Annotated in this window: 7 protein-coding genes; 6 read left to right on the plus strand and 1 reads right to left on the minus strand. The window is 67.8% G+C overall.

What is annotated here, in order from left to right; all coding sequences use genetic code 11:
• Window positions 1–6: 6 nt before the first annotated feature.
• Window positions 7–1,854 carry a rhamnogalacturonan lyase gene (locus tag BMX85_RS19320; RefSeq protein WP_177196818.1) on the minus strand — a complete coding sequence of 616 codons (1,848 nt, stop codon included), beginning with the start codon at window positions 1,852–1,854 and terminating at the stop codon, window positions 7–9.
• 265 nt (window positions 1,855–2,119) lie between these two features.
• Here BMX85_RS19320 and BMX85_RS19325 point away from each other — a divergent pair, with 265 nt between their 5' ends.
• The 6 genes from BMX85_RS19325 to BMX85_RS19350 all read left to right on the plus strand — a co-directional run.
• A complete protein-coding gene (locus BMX85_RS19325; RefSeq protein ID WP_090322255.1) occupies window positions 2,120–2,644 on the plus strand; it encodes a sigma-70 family RNA polymerase sigma factor in 525 nt (174 codons plus the stop codon).
• Window positions 2,645–2,768: 124 nt separating this feature from the next.
• The gene (locus tag BMX85_RS19330; RefSeq protein WP_090322258.1) at window positions 2,769–3,026 is read left to right on the plus strand and encodes an MbtH family protein; all 258 of its coding nucleotides are present in this window, start codon (window positions 2,769–2,771) and stop codon (window positions 3,024–3,026) included.
• Between the two features lie 8 nt (window positions 3,027–3,034).
• On the plus strand, window positions 3,035–3,799 hold the full coding sequence (locus tag BMX85_RS19335; RefSeq protein ID WP_090322006.1) for a thioesterase II family protein: 765 nt from the start codon (window positions 3,035–3,037) through the stop codon (window positions 3,797–3,799).
• Between the two features lie 21 nt (window positions 3,800–3,820).
• Window positions 3,821–4,798: a TauD/TfdA family dioxygenase gene (locus tag BMX85_RS19340; RefSeq protein WP_090322011.1), complete on the plus strand. Its 978-nt coding sequence runs from the start codon at window positions 3,821–3,823 to the stop codon at window positions 4,796–4,798.
• Window positions 4,799–4,823: 25 nt separating this feature from the next.
• Complete coding sequence (locus BMX85_RS19345) at window positions 4,824–10,118, plus strand: non-ribosomal peptide synthetase (RefSeq protein WP_090322015.1); 5,295 nt, start codon at window positions 4,824–4,826, stop codon at window positions 10,116–10,118.
• A partial coding sequence (locus BMX85_RS19350; protein WP_229210568.1) for a non-ribosomal peptide synthetase occupies window positions 10,102–16,649 on the plus strand: 6,548 nt, incomplete at its 3' end. The genes BMX85_RS19345 and BMX85_RS19350, both read left to right, overlap by 17 nt.

Raw genomic sequence — 16,649 nt, forward strand, 5'->3', positions numbered from 1 at the left:
CAGCGATCACGGCGTATGCACCGGCTCCTGCACCAACGTGCCCATCCCCGCGCCCAGATAGAAACTCGGATGCGGCGGCTGGTTATACCCGGCGTTCTGCGCCGCCACCTGCGCCCGGTACTGCGGGTTGTGCATCAGCGTCGGCAAGCGCGTCGCGGTCGGCGCGGTGGTGCTGTAGATCAGCAACGCCGTGTTGGCGCTGTTCCGCCACACCACCTCCTCGCGCCAGTCGCCCAGCAAATCGGCGCTCAGCACCGGCGTCGCCTTGGTGCCGTTGTTGGATGCCGCGCCGGCGTCGGCCGCGTTCACCAGCACGCTCGAACTGCCGCTGGCAGGATTCCACTTGCTGATCTGCGTGCCGTCGAGCGCCTCGCGCAGCAAATCCCCATCCCACCACGCCGCGAAGTTCATCTGGCTCGGCCGGTTGCTGCCGATCTGCACGCCCGTCGCGCTGCGCAGGCCGCCGCGACTGCCCCAGCATTCCTCGCCGGGATAGGCCGGATCGATGTCCATGCACACGCCGCGTCCCACGTCCACGCCTTCGCCGCTGGTGCCCCACAGCAGCGCGCCGGTGGCCGCGTTGTGCATGCCGGTGCCGTTGGCGCCGTAGCAGCTCGGCGTCTCGTGCACCATGTACACCTGCAGACCGGCCAGGTCCGGATTGAATTTGCCGACGTGCAAAGCATCGCCGTGGCACAGCCCCGTCGTGTACAGCAACTGCCCGTAGCTGTCGATGGTGGCCGCGCCATAGACGATGTCGTCCTTGCCGTCGCTGTTGACGTCGGCCACGCTGAACCAGTGCGCGCCCTGGCCGCGCGCGGCGCTGCCGGCGACGTCGGTGTCGAACACCCAGCGGCTGGTCAGCGCGCCGTCGCGCCAGTCCCAGGCCGCGATGACGGCGCGCGTGTAGTAGCCGCGCGAAAACACCGCGCTCGGGCGCGCGCCGTCGAGGTTGGCCACGCCGCCGAGGAAGCGGTCGACCCGGTTGCCGTAATTGTCGCCCCAGCTCGAGACGGTGCCGCGCGCCGGCAGGTAGTTGTTGGTCTTCATCGCCTTGCCGGTCTGGCCGTTGAACACGGTCAGGAACTCCGGCCCGGTCAGGATGTAGCCGGCACTGTTGCGGTGGTCGGCGCTGGCCGATCCGATCGTCGTGCCGGTGCCGTCGACGGTGGCGTCGGCCGTCTTCATCATGACCTCGGCCTTGCCGTCGCCGTCGAAGTCGTAGGCCACCATCGTGGTGTAGTGGGCGCCGGCGCGGATGTTGCGGCCCAGGTCGATGCGCCACAGCCGCGTGCCGTCGAGTTTATAGGCGTCGACCAGCGTGTTGCCGGTGTAGCCGGACTGCGAATTGTCCTTGGCGTTGGTCGGCTGCCATTTGACGATGAGCTCGTAGGCGCCGTCGCCGTCGAGGTCGGCCGGCGTGCCGTCGTTGATCTCGTAGGTGTAGGCCACGCCGTCGGGCGTGGTGCCGCCGGCCGGGCGCTGCACCGGCACCGTCTTGTACGGCGCCGACCAGGTGGCGCCAGCGTCGAAGCCGCTTTGCTCGGCGCCATTGACGACTGCGCGCACCGAGTACGCGCTCGACGCGGTGCCGGCGGCGTCGGTGTAGTTGAGCTCGGTGAGCGGAGTGCTATTGAGTTTGGTTCCGCCGCGGTAGACGTTGAACGCCACGCCGCCGGCGTCGGTGGCCAGCAGGCGCCAGCTGACGAACACGCCGCCGGGCGTCTGGATGGCCACCGCGCCCCGGTTGAGCAATTCGATCTGCTTGCCGGGGGCGGTGACGACGGCGCCGACCTGCGCGCAACTGGCCAGGGCCAGTGTGAAGAAGAGGGCGGGAACCTTGGAGGAAGTCATGGATTTCACCTTTCAGTGTTGGGTAAGATAAGCTCGGCAGGCTAGGTTAGCGCAAAGATATTCATTAAATGCATGTCAGGTATGTACCTCGATGATTACTCATCAAGATGAGTAATGCGTCGCATTCCCACCACCATCGCCACCCAGCGTTAGCAACTAATTAAGGGAACATGTAGACACTTTATTAAAAATAAATGATAATGATTCGCATTCAGCAGTTGCCTTAAAATTAATCGTGCTGATTTAACCAATGCGGAGGCCCTTGATGTCGGTGGAATTGCAACAAACAGTCCTTGGGGACATTTTTATCGAACACCGGGCGCAGTTGCGCCGCATCGCGCAGAAGATCGTCGGCACCTCGCACCTGGCCGACGAGGTGATCCAGGACGCCTACCTGAAGGTGGTCGAGATGACGGGCGTGCGCGACATCCTCAAGCCGTTCTGCTATTGCTGCCAGGTGGTGCGCAACATGGCGCTCGACCATTGCCGCCGCCAAGCGGTCGAGTCGTCGTACCGCATCTATCCGGACGACGGCGAACTGCCGCAGGTGTCCGGCGGCAGCATCCCCGACCACCAACTGCACGGCATGCAGGTGATCGACGCCATCGACCGCATCCTGTGCGGCCTGCCGTCGCGCACGCGCCAGGTGTTCGAGCTCTCGCGCCTGGGCGGGCTGACGCAGCGCGACATCGCCCAGGAGATCGGCTGCTCTGCCACCCTCGTCAATTTCATGCTGCGCGACGCTACCCAGGCCATCGCCTGCTGCCGCGAGCTGGTCGACATCGGCTAAGTCGCGGCGTGTTCTTCCACTAAACAAATCACCCGCTGTCGCGTCTTGAATAGGAGCGACCAGCATGCCGGCGCAGGAGCCGGCACCGCGAGAGGTCGCGTTCATTCACAGCACGAGGATGCGCATGACGACCAGTTGTTTTGACCGCGAAAACGAAACTTTCATTGTTCTGATCAACCACGAAGAGCAGTACTCCATCTGGCCCCATTGGAAGGCCGTGCCCGGCGGCTGGAAGGCCGTCGACGGCGTCAAGGGCGACAAGCAAACCGTACTCGATTACGTCGAACGCGCGTGGACCGACATGCGTCCGCTGTCGCTGCGCCAGTGGATGGCGCAGCAGGGCCAGGGCGGCGAGGCCAACGCCGGCGCCGCCGTCCAGTGACCAGCGCCATGGGATCGCCGTCGATCGACCTGCTGGTGCTGCCGTGCGCCGGCGCCAGCGCCACCATGTACCTGCGCTGGCGCCGCCTGCTGCCCGCATGGGTGCGCCTGGTGCCGGTGGAGTTGCCGGGCCGGGGCGGGCGCATCGGCGAGCCGTACGTCGAGGATTGCGACACCCTGGTGGCGCAGCTGTGCGACGAACACGCCGCGTCGATGGGCGGGCGCTACGCGCTGTTCGGCCACAGCATGGGCGCGCTGCTGGCGTATGGCATGGCGCAGCGGCAACGGGCGCTGTCGCGGCCGCTGCCATGCGCGTTGTTCGCCTCCGGCAGTCCGGCGCCGTCGCGCCGCGATCCGGAGCGCTACCCCGGCAAGGGCGACGACGCCGCGTTGATCGCCGACCTGCGCAAGCAGGGCGGCACGCCGGAGGAAGTGTTCGCCAGCGCCGAGCTGCTGCGCCTCACGCTCGACACCCTGGGCGCCGACTACCGCGTGTGCGACAGCTTCCGGCACGCGTCGCCGGCCGGCCCAGGTACACCATTGCCCGCGCCACTGCCAGTGCCGCTGCACGTGCTGGCCGGCCGCGACGACGATATCGCCGCCGAGCGCATCGAGGCCTGGCGCCGCGAGGCCGGCGCCGCCTTCACGCTCGACTGGTTCGACGGCGGCCATTTCTTCATCCGCCAGCAGGAGGCGCAGGCGCTGGCGGCCGTCACGCGCGCACTGACGCGCCAGTTTTCCGGCGTGCGCCATGCGGTCGCCGCGATCGCCTGACGGCGCAACCGAGGAACCATCATGAATGACGCGATACAAAAATTTGAACGCCAGGCGCCGCCCGGCTCGGAGCTGCCGGTGCTGATCACCCCGGCCTATGCCGGCGAGCCGCTGCTGGACGCCTTGCCGAGATTGCGCGAGACGATCGAGGCGCATGTCGCCACCGTCGGCGGCGTGCTGCTGCGCGGCTTCGATGTGCCGTCGGTCGACGCCTTCCGCGGCTTCGCGGCCGGCTTCGGCCATCCGCTGCTGAGCTACGAGTTCGGCTCGACCCCGCGCACCGAGGTCGGTGGCGGCGTCTACACGGCCACCGAATACCCGTCGCACCAATCGATCCCGCTGCACAACGAGCAGGCCTACACCCGCATGTGGCCGATGAAGGCGTGGTTCCATTGCGTCACGGCGGCCCTCGAACAAGGCGAGACGCCGATCGCCGACAGCCGCGCGATCTACCGGCGCATGCCGCCGGCCATCCGCGAACGCTTCGCCGCCGGCATCCTCTACGTGCGCAACTACGGCGAGTTCGACGTGCCGTGGCAGAGCGTCTTCAACACCGAACAGCCGGCCGAGGTCGAGGCGTTCTGCCGCAAGGCCGGCATCGACTGGGAATGGAAGCCGGACGGCGATCTGCGCACCACCCAGCTGTGCCAGGGCGTCGAGACCCATCCCGTCACCGGCGAGAAGGTCTGGTTCAACCAGGCGCACCTGTTCCACGTGTCCAACCTGCAGCCGGAGGTGCGCGAATCGCTCGAGGACATGCTGGCGATGGAGGACCTGCCGCGCAACACCTACTTCGCCGACGGCTCGGTGATCCCCGACGGGCTGCTCGACGAGGTGCGCGCGGTGCTCGACGCCGAGACGGTGTCGTTCCGCTGGCAGGCCGGCGACGTGCTCATGCTCGACAACATGCTGGTGGCGCACGCGCGCGCGCCGTTCAAGGGACCACGCAAGGTGGTCGTGGCCATGGCCCAGTCGCACAGCAATCTGAATAGCCTTTAACTTTCTACCTTAGCGAGAGAATCCGATGACGACACCTACCGTGTCGCAGGGGGAGCCGTTTGCCCATCCTGTGAATTTTGTCGACTGCCTGAGCCGCCTGGTGGCCGAACGGCCCGGGGACACCGCGCTGATCGTCGTCACGGAACGCGACGGCCAACTGCTCGAAACGCCGCTCACCTACGGCGACTTCGGCGCGCGCGTGCGCTCGCTGGCGGCCGCGCTGCAGCGCCGCTTCGCGCCCGACGACCGGGTGCTGATCATGCTCGACAACGACGAGCACTACGCCGTCAGCATGTTCGCCTGCTTCCACGCCGGCGTCATCGCCGTTCCCGTGTTCCCGCCGGAGTCGGTGCGCCCGCAGCACCTGGCGCGCCTGGCCGGCATCGCCGCCGACGCCCAGGCGCGCGGCGTGCTTACGACCACCGCGCTCGAGGCGCTGGTCGGCGCGGCCGCCGGCCAGTTCGGCATCGAAGAGGTGATGCTGGTCGACCGGATCTCCGCCGACGGCCCGGGCGACTGGACCCCGCGCCAGCCGGCCGACGCCGACGTCGCCTTCCTGCAGTACACCTCCGGCTCGACCTCCGCGCCCAAGGGCGTGATGGTCACCCATGGCAATCTGATGGCCAACGAGAGGGCCATCCGCGAGGCGCTGTCCATCGACTCTCGCGATAAATTCGGCGTGTGGTCGCCGCTGTTCCACGACATGGGTCTGATCGGCGGCCTGCTGCAACCGTTCTACAGCGGTATCTCGTGCGTGCTGTCGTCGCCGCGCTTTTTCCTGGAGCGCCCGCTGCGCTGGTTGGAGATGATCTCGCGCCACAAGGTGACGATCAGCGGCGGCCCCGATTTCGCCTACCGCCTGTGCCTGGACCGCATCAAGGACACGACGACGGCGGGACTGGACTTGTCCAGCTGGCGGGTGGCCTACACGGGCGCGGAGCCGGTGCGGCACGACACGATGGACGCCTTCACCGAGCGTTTTTCCGGGATTGGTTTCAACGCCGGCGCCGTGTATCCGTGCTACGGCCTGGCCGAGGCCACGCTGCTGGTCAGCGGCGGCGCGCGCGGCGCCGGCATGAAGGTGGCGTGCTTCGGCGCCTCCGCGCTGGCCGCAGCCAGGGCGGAGGCGGACGTCGAGGGCGCGGCGCTGGTCGGCTGCGGCGCCGTGCCTTCCGGGCACCAGGTCATGATCATCGATCCGCTGAGCGGCGCGGTCGCCGCCGCCGGTGGCGTCGGCGAGATTTGGGCCGCCGGCGCCAGCATGGCGGCCGGCTACTGGAACAAGCCGCAGGAAAGCGCGCTGGCCTTCGTCGAGCGCGACGGCCAGCGCTGGCTGCGCACCGGCGACCTGGGATTCATGCACGACGGCCAGCTGTTCGTCGCCGGCCGTCTGAAGGACATGATCATCGTCCGTGGTCACAATATCTATCCGCAGGATGTCGAACGCGCGATCGAGTCGCAGGTCGAGGCGGTGCGCAAGGGCCGCGTGGCCGCCTTCGCGGTGCAAATCGACGGCCGCGAAGGACTGGGCGTGGCCGCCGAGGTCTCGCGCGGGCTGCAAAAGCTCGTGCCGCCGCAGGCGCTGGCCGACGCCCTGGGCGCGGCGGTGAGTGAACAATGCGGCGAGGCGCCACAGGTGGTGGTGCTGCTCAATCCGGGCGCGCTGCCCAAGACCTCCAGCGGCAAGCTGCAACGCGGCGCCTGCTGCCAGGGCTGGGCCGACCGCTCGCTCGACGCCTATGCGCTGTTCGAGGGCGGCACGATGGTGGTGGGCGCCGGAGCGGATGCCGCCACCGTCGCTTTGCAGGACGAAACCGCACTCGTGCTGGCCGACTTGTGGCGTGAGGTGCTGGGCCACGACGTCGCCCGTTCCTACGCCGGCGACACGCACTTCTTCGGCGCCGGCGGCAACTCGCTGGCCGCGGTCCAGCTGGCGGCGCGTATCTCGCAGCAGTGGGGCGTGCAATTCCCGGTGAGCCTGGTGTTCGAACAAGCGCGCCTGCAAGGCCAGGCGGACGCCGTCCGCGCCTGTCTGCGAAGTGGCGCCCGCGCCGAACTGGCAGCCATCCCGGTCTTGCCGGCCGAGCGGCGCGCCCTGGCTTTGCCGCTGTCCCCGGCGCAGCGCCGCCAATGGTTCCTGTGGCGGCTGGATCCAAATAGCAGCGCTTATCACATTCACGGCGCCTTGCGCATCACCGGCGTCCTGCAACCGGAGGCCTTGCGCCTGGCGTTGAACGGCTTGGCCGCACGCCACGAATCGCTGCGCACCGTGTTCCCGGCGCGTGCGGATGGCGAGGCCGAACAACTGGTGCTGGCCGAAGGCGCGCTCGAACTGTTGGTTACCGACTTGCGCGGCATCCCGCGAGAAGAACGCGAGGCGCTGGCCGTCGACACACTGCGAGCGCTACATGCCCAACCCTTCGATTTGAACACCGGGCCGCTGGCGCGCGCCGCGCTGGTGCGGCTGGACGACCAGGCGCAGATTCTGGCGCTGGCGCTGCATCACATCATCTCCGACGGCGCCTCGATGCAGGTGCTGCTGGACGAACTGGCGGTGTTGTACGCCGCCGCCGTCGCTGGCACGCCGGCGCAGCTGTCGCCGGTCCCACTGCAATACGTCGATTACGCGGCCTGGCTGCACGATCAACCGCAGGGTGGACATGAGCGCGCGCTGGCGTATTGGCGCGCGCAGCTCGGGGTGCCGGCCGGCGAAGCCCACCCCGTACTGGCCTTGCCGACCGACCGCCCACGTGCAGCCGAAGCGCGCTATCGCGCCGCGCGGCATGGCTTCACGCTGTCCGGCGAGCTGGTGGCCCGCCTGCGCGGGCAGTCGGAGGCGCAAGGCGCCACGCCGTTCATGCTGCTGCTGGCCGGATTGCAGGCGGTCCTTTACCGCTATACCGGCCAGCCCGACATCCGCGTCGGCGTGCCGGTCGCCAATCGCGCACGCGCCGATCTGCGGCAGGTGGTCGGCTTCTTCGTCAACACGCTGGTGCTGCGCAATCGCATCGGAGGCCGACTGTCGCTGGCGGAGGTTCTGGCGCAGGCGCGGGAAGCCGCGTTGGGCGCCCAGGCGCATCAGGAGCTGCCTTTCGAACAACTGGTCGAGGCGCTGCAACCGGAGCGCAGCCTGGCCCACAGCCCGCTGTTCCAGGTGCTGTTCAATTATTTGACCGAAGACTATCGCGCCCTGCAACGGGTGGCCGGATGGACGGTCGAAGATGAACCTGCGGCGGACGGCGACGCGCAGTTCGAACTGTCGGTGGAGGCGCGCGAGCGCAGCGACGGTTGTGTGCGTGTCGATTTCGTCTACGCCCAGGAACTGTTCGACGCCGCCACGATGGAGCTGCTCGGCGTGCATTACGTCGCCATGCTCGACGCGCTGGTCGGCCAGCCCACCCAAGCGGTCGGCGACGTGGCGTTGTTGACCACCGCCGAAAGCGCTCGCATCGCCGCCTGGAGCGACGGCGGCGCCGCACTCGCGGATGTCGTCCCTGATGAATTGGTGCACCGCTGGTTCGAACGGCAGGTGCTACGCGCGCCGGAAGCCCAGGCGCTGCGCTTCGGCGACGAAACGCTCAGCTATGCTGCGCTGAACGCGCGCGCCAACCGGCTTGCGCATCATCTGACCGGCATGGGCGTGGCGCCGGGCGCGGTGGTGGCGATCGCGATGGAGCGCTCGATCGAGATGGTGGTCGCTTTGCTGGCGGTGCTCAAGTCCGGCGCCGCCTACATGCCGGTCGATCCGGACTATCCGCGCGAGCGCATAGCCTACATGCTGGACGACAGCGGCGTCTCGCTGCTGCTGACCCAGAGTCACCTGCGCGCCCGCCTGCCGGAGCGGGATGGCTTGGCGCTGCTCGATCTGGACGGTTTCGCGCCGCCGGCGGGCGCCGACCACAACCCCGACGTGGCGCTGCACGGCGAAAGCCTGGTCTACGTCATCTATACCTCCGGCTCCACCGGACGCCCAAAAGGCGCCGCCAACCGCCACCGCTCGGTGTGCAACCGGCTGGCGTGGGGCCAACGCCACCAGCCGCTGGATGCTGGCGACACGGTGCTGCAAAAGACGCCGTTCAGCTTTGACATCTCGTTCTGGGAGTTTTTCTGGCCGCTGACGACCGGCGCGCGGCTTGCGCTGGCGGCGCCGGGCGACCATCGCGATCCGCAACGCCTGATTGCGCTCATCGCGCAGCACCAGGTGACGACGATCCACTTTGTGCCGTCGATGCTGCAAGCCTTCATGGCGTTTCCGAGTATCGGCGCCTGCGAAGGCGTGCGCCGCATCATCTGCAGCGGCGAGGCCTTGCCCGCCGGGTTGCAGGCGACGGTCCTGAAGGCCTTCCCGCATGCCAGCCTGCTCAACCTGTACGGCCCGACCGAGGCGGCGATCGAGGTGACCTGGTGGGATTGCCGCGACGAGGGCGCGCTGGCCGTGCCGATCGGCCGTCCGCTGGCCGGGCTGCGCACCCACGTGCTCGACGAAGCGTTCAACGAGGTGCCGCGCGGCGTCGCCGGCGAGCTGTATCTGGGTGGTATAGGACTGGCGCGCGGCTATTGGCGCCGTCCGGGCCTGACGTCCGAACGTTTCATCGCCGATCCCACCGGCGCCACCGGCGCGCGCCTGTACCGCACCGGTGACCTGGTGCGCTGGCGCGCGGACGGCCAACTGGATTACTTGGGCCGCATCGACCACCAAGTGAAGATACGCGGCTTCCGCATCGAGCTGGGCGAGGTGGAGGCGCAACTGCGCATCGACCCCGCCGTGCGCGAGGCGGTGGTGGTGGCCGAGGAAGGCCCCGCCGGCACCCGGTTGCTGGCCTACGTCTCGTCACGGCGAGACGGACAGCTCGACATCGCGCGCCTGAAGGCGTCGCTGGCGGTGACGCTGCCCGATTACATGCTGCCTTCGGTGATCACGGTGCTCGACACGCTGCCGCTCAACGCCAACGGCAAGGTCGATCGCAACGCCTTGCCGGCCGCGGAGCAGGCGACCCAACGCGCCTACGAGGCCCCGCAGGGCGGGATCGAAGAGTCGCTGGCGGCGCTGTGGACCGAGCTGCTGGGCGGCCAGCGGGTAGGGCGTAACGACAATTTCTTTGAACTTGGCGGCCATTCGCTGATGGCGATGCGGATGGCATCGACCCTGGCCAGCCGCCACGCGTGCGAGATCCCTGTGCGCACGGTATTCGAGGCACCGACCCTGGAAGCCCTGGCGGTCCGCCTGGAGGCGGCCGGCATGCTGGCCGGCGCCGAGCCGCGCGAGCGGCAGAACCGCCTGGCGCGGATGGACGATTTAATGAGTGAATTCGAGGTCTGACGCAATGAAACTGGACGAGCAAATGCTGGCCCGCCGCTTCGCGGCCCTGACTCCCGAAGCGCGGCGCGGCTTCCTTGGCAAACTGCGCGACGCGGGTTTGAGCTTCGCCGAACTGCCGATTGTCGCGGCCGACCGCGCCGGCCCGCTGCCGCTGTCCTACGCCCAGCGCGGCCTGTGGCTGACCTGGCAGCTGAACCCGGCCAGCCCCGCCTACAACATGCCCGGCGTGTTGCACTTCAGTGGAGCGCTGAACGCCGACGCGCTGCTGGCCGCGCTGCGGCGCCTGGTGGAGCGGCACGAAACCCTGCGCACGGTGTTCCCGGTCGGCGACGGCGGTGAGCCGGTGCAGGTGATCCTGCCGGCGGACGCCTTCATCGCGCAAACACAGGATCTGACAGCGCTGCCGGAAGCGGCACGCGCCGCCGAACTGGTGCGGCTGCGGCAGGCGTTCGCGCAGGCGCCATTCAGCCTCGATAGCGAGCCGCCGCTGCGCGCCATTCTCTGGAAAACCGGCGACGACCAGCATGCGCTGGGGATCGTGTTGCACCACATTGCTGGCGATGGCGCTTCCGTGCGCATCCTCATCGACGAGCTGTTGACACTGTACCGGCAGGAGTGTGGCCAGACCGCGGCCCCACTGGAGCCGTTGCCGGTGCAGTTTGCGGACCACACGGTCTGGCAGCGCAACTGGTTCGAAGCCGGGGAAAAAGACCGCCAGCTGGCTTATTGGCGTGGACGTCTGGGGGACTCTCATGCGCCGCTCGAGCTGCCGTTCGACCGCAGCCGGGGAAGCTCGCAAGGGGCATCCGACGCCGGCCGCCACCTGTTCAATCTACCGGCGGATGTCAGCGCCGGCCTGCGCACGCTGGCGCGCGAGCGGGGCGCTTCGCTGTTCATGGTGATGCTGGCGCTGTTCAAGCTTGTTTTGTGCCGCTACGGCGGCCAGGCCGACATCCGCGTCGGCGCGCCGGTCGCCAACCGCCAGCGCGCCGAGACGCACGGCATGCTCGGCTACCTGACCAATGTGCTGGTGCTGCGCACGCAAGTCGACCTGTCGGCCGGCTTTGCCGATCTGCTGGGAGCAGTCAGGGAAACCGTCCTTGACGCCCACGCCGTCCCCGATCTGCCGTTTGACATGCTGGTCGAGGCGCTGCAACCGGAGCGCCAGGCCGGTGTGCATCCGCTATTCCAGGCCAAATGCACGCAGCAGGACGACCTGCCCGCCGTCTGGCGCCTGCCGGCGCTGGACGTGCGCATCGAGAGCCTGTCTGCCGGCGACGCCCACTTCGACGTCAGCCTCGATTTCATCGACAAGGCCGGCGGTATCGAGGCGGTCCTGGTGTATTCGGACGCCCTGTTCGACGCCGCCACCATCGAGCGCTTCGCACGCGCCTATGCGGCGCTGGCAAGGCAGGTCGCGCAGGAGACTCCTTTGAGTCTGGCGCGGCTGGACATCGGTGAACCGTTGGCGGTCCTGCCCGGCGCCGTTCACGCGTGGCCCCATGCAGACGTGATCGAGCTGTGGAACGAGGCGGTGCGCCGCTGGCCGGAACGCAATGCCGTCACCAGCGAGCGCCGCTCATATACCTATGCGCAGCTGGACGGCCATGCCGACGGCTTGGCGGCGGACCTGCTGGCGCGCGGCCTGGCGCCGGAGAGCAATGTCGGTGTTCTCGCCGGCCGTTCCTGCGAATTCGTACTGGGCTTGCTGGCCACGCTCAAGGCCGGCATGGCCTGCGTGCCGCTAGACCCGGCCCTGCCGCAACAACGGCTGGCTTATCAGATGGAGAACAGCGCGGTGGCGCTGGTGCTGGTTGCGGGCATCCCCGGTTGGAGCACGGGGCTGCCGCTGATCGAATTGTCGTTCGACGCCGCGCCGCGCGCATCGGCGCCGGTGCTGCCCGTGCCGCATCCCGCACAGGCGGTGTATGTTATCTACACCTCCGGCTCCACCGGCCAGCCCAAGGGCGTGGTCGTCAGCCGTGGCGCGCTGGCCAATTATGTGCAAGGCGTGTTGGCGCGCATGGACCTCCCAGGCGACGCGCGCAGCATGGCGATGGTTTCTACCGTCGCCGCCGACCTGGGTCACACGGTATTGTTTGGCGCTTTGTGCTCGGGTCTCGAGTTGCACCTGATGTCGGCCGAATGCGCGTTCGATCCCGACGCCTTCGCCGCCTACATGAGCCGTCATCAGGCGGACGTCCTGAAGATCGTTCCAAGCCATCTGCAAGCGCTGATGAACGCCGCCCGGCCACAGGATGTGCTGCCCGCCAGGCGGCTGGTGCTGGGCGGCGAGGCCACTCGCTGGCCGCTGCTGGAACGCATCGCCGCCCTGAAGCCGGCCTGCCGGGTTCTCAACCACTACGGACCGACCGAAACGACTGTCGGCATCCTCACGCAGGAGGCGGCTACCGCCGTACGCGAGGCCGCCACGCTGCCGGTGGGCCGACCGCTGTCCAATGCACAGGCTTATGTACTGGACGACGGTCTCAATCCGGTTCCTTCCGGCGTGGCCGGGGAGCTGTACCTGGGTGGCGCCGGCGTGGCGCGCGGCTATCAGGCGCGTGCCGGACAGACTGCCGAGCGCTTCGTCGCCGATCCATTCGTCGACGGTGGCCGCTTGTACCGCACCGGCGACCGCGCGCGCCTGCTGGCGGATGGCAGCCTGGAATTCCTGGGCCGCATGGACGACCAGATCAAAATACGCGGCTACCGGGTCGAACCGCGTGAAGTGGCGCAGGCATTGCGCTCGCTGGCTGGAGTCGCCGAGGCCGAGGTGATCGCGCGCGACGACGATGGCGGAAATCTGCAGCTGCACGCCTACGTCGTGGGCATAGCCGGCGCGGAAGTCGATACCGGGCGCCTGCGGGATGAACTCGCGCTGCTGGTACCGGACTATATGGTGCCGGCCGCGATCATGCGCCTGGACGCCTTGCCGCTGACGGTAAACGGAAAAATCGACCGCAAGGCGCTGCCGGAGATCGCCCGGCGCGAGTCGCGCAACGCGGAGGCCCCGCAAGGCGAGGTCGAACAGGCGCTGGCCGAGATCTGGGCGCAAGTGCTGCGGGTCGACAGCGTCGGACGGCTGGATAATTTCTTTGAGCTTGGCGGCGATTCGATCCTGACCTTGCAGATCATCGCGCGGGCCCGCAAGCGCGGGCTGCGCTTCACACCCAAGCAGCTGATGGAGCGTCAGACCATCGCGGCGGTCGCCGCCGTCGCCAAGCTGGATTCCGGTGTTGCGGCGAGTGTGCCGGCACCGGTGGCGCCGGCCGATACCCATTTCGCGCCAACGCCGGTTCAGGCCTGGTTTTTCGAACAGCGGTTTGAAGACAGTCATCATTGGAATCAATCGCTGCTGCTCAGCGCCACCGAAGTCGTCGAACCGGCGCTGGTGGGACAGGCTATCGACCTGGTGGTCGCCCATCACGACGCGCTGCGGACCCGTTATCAGACAGGTAGCGGCGGCGCATTGGCGTTGTCCGTCCGGGCACCCGGCGCGTCGGTCTTCGAGCGCGTCGACCTGAGCGCGGAAGGCAATGTCGCCGCCGCCGTCACCCGCGTCGCCGGTCTCGCCCAGCGCAGTCTCACTCTGCAAAACCCGTTCAAGGCCCTTTGGATGGACCTCGGCGCGGGCCGCGCCGGCCGGCTGCTTCTGGTCGCGCATCACCTGGCCGTCGACGGCGTGTCGTGGCGCGTGATCCTGGAGGATCTGCAAACCGTCCACCGTCAACTGGCGCAGGGACGCCCCGTTGCGCTGCCCGTCGCCACCAGCTCTTTCAAGGATTGGTCCGCCGCGCTGACGCGTCATGCCGCCAGCGCGGAACTGGCCGCCGAATTGGACCACTGGCGCGCCGTGGTCGGCGCTGTCGAACCGACGTTGCCCGGCAGTGCCGCAGGCAGCAATACGATGGCCGACGCGCGCACCATCGCCACCTCGCTGGACGAGGCGCGCACGGCGGAATTGCTGGGCGACGTCCCGCAGGCATACCGCACGCGCATCGATGAGGTGCTGCTGGCCGCGCTGGCGCGCACGCTGTGCGCGTGGGATGGGCACGACAGCGTACTAGTGGAACTGGAAGGCCATGGCCGCGAGGAGCATCTGTTCGACGGCGTGGACCTCAGTCGCAGCGTCGGCTGGTTCACCACCCTGTATCCGGTCCGTCTGGCCCCGGCAAGGGGGGCGGATGTCGGCGCCAGCCTGAAGGCGGTCAAGGAACAGCTACGTCAAGTGCCCGCCAGCGGTCTGGGCTACGGCGTTCTACGCTATCTGAGCGATGCGGGGCGCTCGCTTGCCGATCTGGCCTACCCGCAGGTCACCTTCAATTATCTCGGCCAGCTCGATCAAAGCTTCGGAGCCGGCTCCGCATGGCGCCTGGCGCACGAGAGCACCGGTGCCGAACGCGCGCCGGCAAGCCGCCGCCGCACGTGGCTGAGCATCGACGCCGATGTCTATCGCGGCGAGCTGCGTGTGCGCTGGACCTACAGCGCGAAGGTGCACGACGAAGCCACAATACGGGGGCTGGCACAAAGCTTCCAGGACGAGCTGCGAGGTTTGATCGGGCATTGCCTGAGCGGAGCGCGCGGGATCACGCCGTCCGATTTTCCTCTGGCCGGGCTGACGCAGGAACTTATCGACCGCCAGCCGTTGCCGCTGGAACGGCTGGTGGACCTGTACCCGCTGTCTCCCATGCAGGCAGGGATGCTGTTCCACAGCGTGTTCGATCCCTCGGGTACCGCCTATGTCAACCAGTTGCGGCTCGATCTTGAAGACCTGAATGTCGCCCGGTTCACGGGCGCCTGGCGAACCATGATGGAGCGTCACGAGGTACTGCGTACCGGTTTCCTGCAAGGCGAAGTGCCGCTGCAATGGGTGGCGCGCTCTGTGGAGCTGCCGATCGACGAACAGGATTGGAGCGGCCGGGAAGACGCCTCTGCGGCGCTGGACGCGCTGGCGCGGGCGGAACGCGAACGTGGCTTCGACCTGGCGGCACCGCCGCTGATGCGATTAACGCTGGTGCGGTGCGATGCGCGACGCCATCACTTGATCTGGACACGCCACCACCTTCTGCTCGATGGCTGGAGCAGCGCGCGCCTGGTCGCCGAGCTGCTGTCCTGCTATGCCGGACAAGTTCTGACGCCGCAGCGCGGCCGCTACCGCGACTACATCGCGTGGCTGCAAGAGCGCGATGGCGCTGCGCCGGAGCGCTACTGGCGCGGTTTATTGGCCGAGCTGGATGGGCCGACCCGTCTGGCCGCATCCTTTGGTGGGCAAGCGGATGGCGCCGGTCGTGTCGGTGGACATCTTAAACGCGTCCAGGTATTCGACGCCGCCGCGACGGCGCGCCTGTCGGACTTCGCCCGCAGCGAGCGGGTCACCGTCAACACCGTGATCCAGGCGGCTTGGGCGCTGTTACTGCACCATTGCACCGGCCAGTCGAGGGTATGCTTCGGCGCGACCACCGCCGGCCGCCCGGCGGAGCTGGCGGATGCGGGCGAGGTGCTTGGACTGTTTATCAATACATTGCCCGTGGTGGCAAGCCCCAGGCCGGATGCTGCGGTTGGCGACTGGCTGCGCGAACTGCAGACGCAAAATATCGCCTCGCGTGAGCACGAGCACACGCCGCTGGTCGATATTCACCGTTGGACGCGCAGCGATGGCCAAAGCCTGTTCGACAGTATCATGGTGTTCGAGAACTACCCGGTGGACGAAGCGTTGAATGCGAAGGGCGAGGGCGCCTTGCGGATCGCTGGCGTCGAAGTGCTGGAAGAGACCAACTACCCGATGACATTGACGGTGCAGCTGGCGCAGACGCTGACCATCGGCTACGCCTTCCACCTGCGCGACTTCTCGGAGACGCAGGTGGAACGCCTGGAATCCTATTTGCGTAACCTGCTGCAGTCTATGTGCGCCTCCGGGAACCAGTGCATGAGCCGGATCGGGATGCAAGACGCGCGAGAACGCGATCAACTCCAGCAGTGGGGTATGACCACGACGCGTTATCCGGCGGAGGAAACACTGCACCAGCTGATCGAGCGTCAGGCGCGGGCCAATCCGGCGGCGACGGCGCTGAAGTTCGGCGACGAGTCGCTGAACTACGCGGAACTGAACCTGCGCGCCAACCGCCTGGCGCATCATCTTCTCAAGCTGGGCGTGGGACCCGACGTTAAAGTAGGCATAGCGGTCGAGCGCTCGATAGGGATGATGGTGGGCATGCTGGCGATCCTGAAAGCCGGCGGCGCCTATGTGCCGCTGGACCCCGAATATCCGGCCGACAGGCTGGCCTACATGATGCAAGACAGCGGCATCCAGTTATTGCTGGCGCAAAGCGCGATCAAGGACTGCCTGCCGCCCGCCGAGGGCTTGCAGGTATTGGAACTGGACACGCTGGACTTGTCCGGCGAGTCGGAGCACAACCCGCAGGTGGCCGTCCATGCCGAGAACCTGGCCTACGTCATCTACACCTCCGGCTCCACCGGCCGGCCGAAGGGCGCGCAACTGAGCCATCGCAACGTCACCCGTCTGCTCCA

This window comes from Duganella sp. CF517 (assembly GCF_900110275.1).
GTDB lineage: Bacteria > Pseudomonadota > Gammaproteobacteria > Burkholderiales > Burkholderiaceae_D > Rugamonas.

Excerpts from the sequence above, each read along its gene's own strand:
- BMX85_RS19320 (WP_177196818.1), bottom strand. The coding sequence starts at position 1,854 with ATGACTTCCTCCAAGGTTCCCGCCCTCTTCTTCACACTGGCCCTGGCC.
- BMX85_RS19325 (WP_090322255.1), top strand. The coding sequence starts at position 2,120 with ATGTCGGTGGAATTGCAACAAACAGTCCTTGGGGACATTTTTATCGAA.
- BMX85_RS19330 (WP_090322258.1), top strand. The coding sequence starts at position 2,769 with ATGACGACCAGTTGTTTTGACCGCGAAAACGAAACTTTCATTGTTCTG.
- BMX85_RS19335 (WP_090322006.1), top strand. The coding sequence starts at position 3,035 with ATGGGATCGCCGTCGATCGACCTGCTGGTGCTGCCGTGCGCCGGCGCC.
- BMX85_RS19340 (WP_090322011.1), top strand. The coding sequence starts at position 3,821 with ATGAATGACGCGATACAAAAATTTGAACGCCAGGCGCCGCCCGGCTCG.
- BMX85_RS19345 (WP_090322015.1), top strand. The coding sequence starts at position 4,824 with ATGACGACACCTACCGTGTCGCAGGGGGAGCCGTTTGCCCATCCTGTG.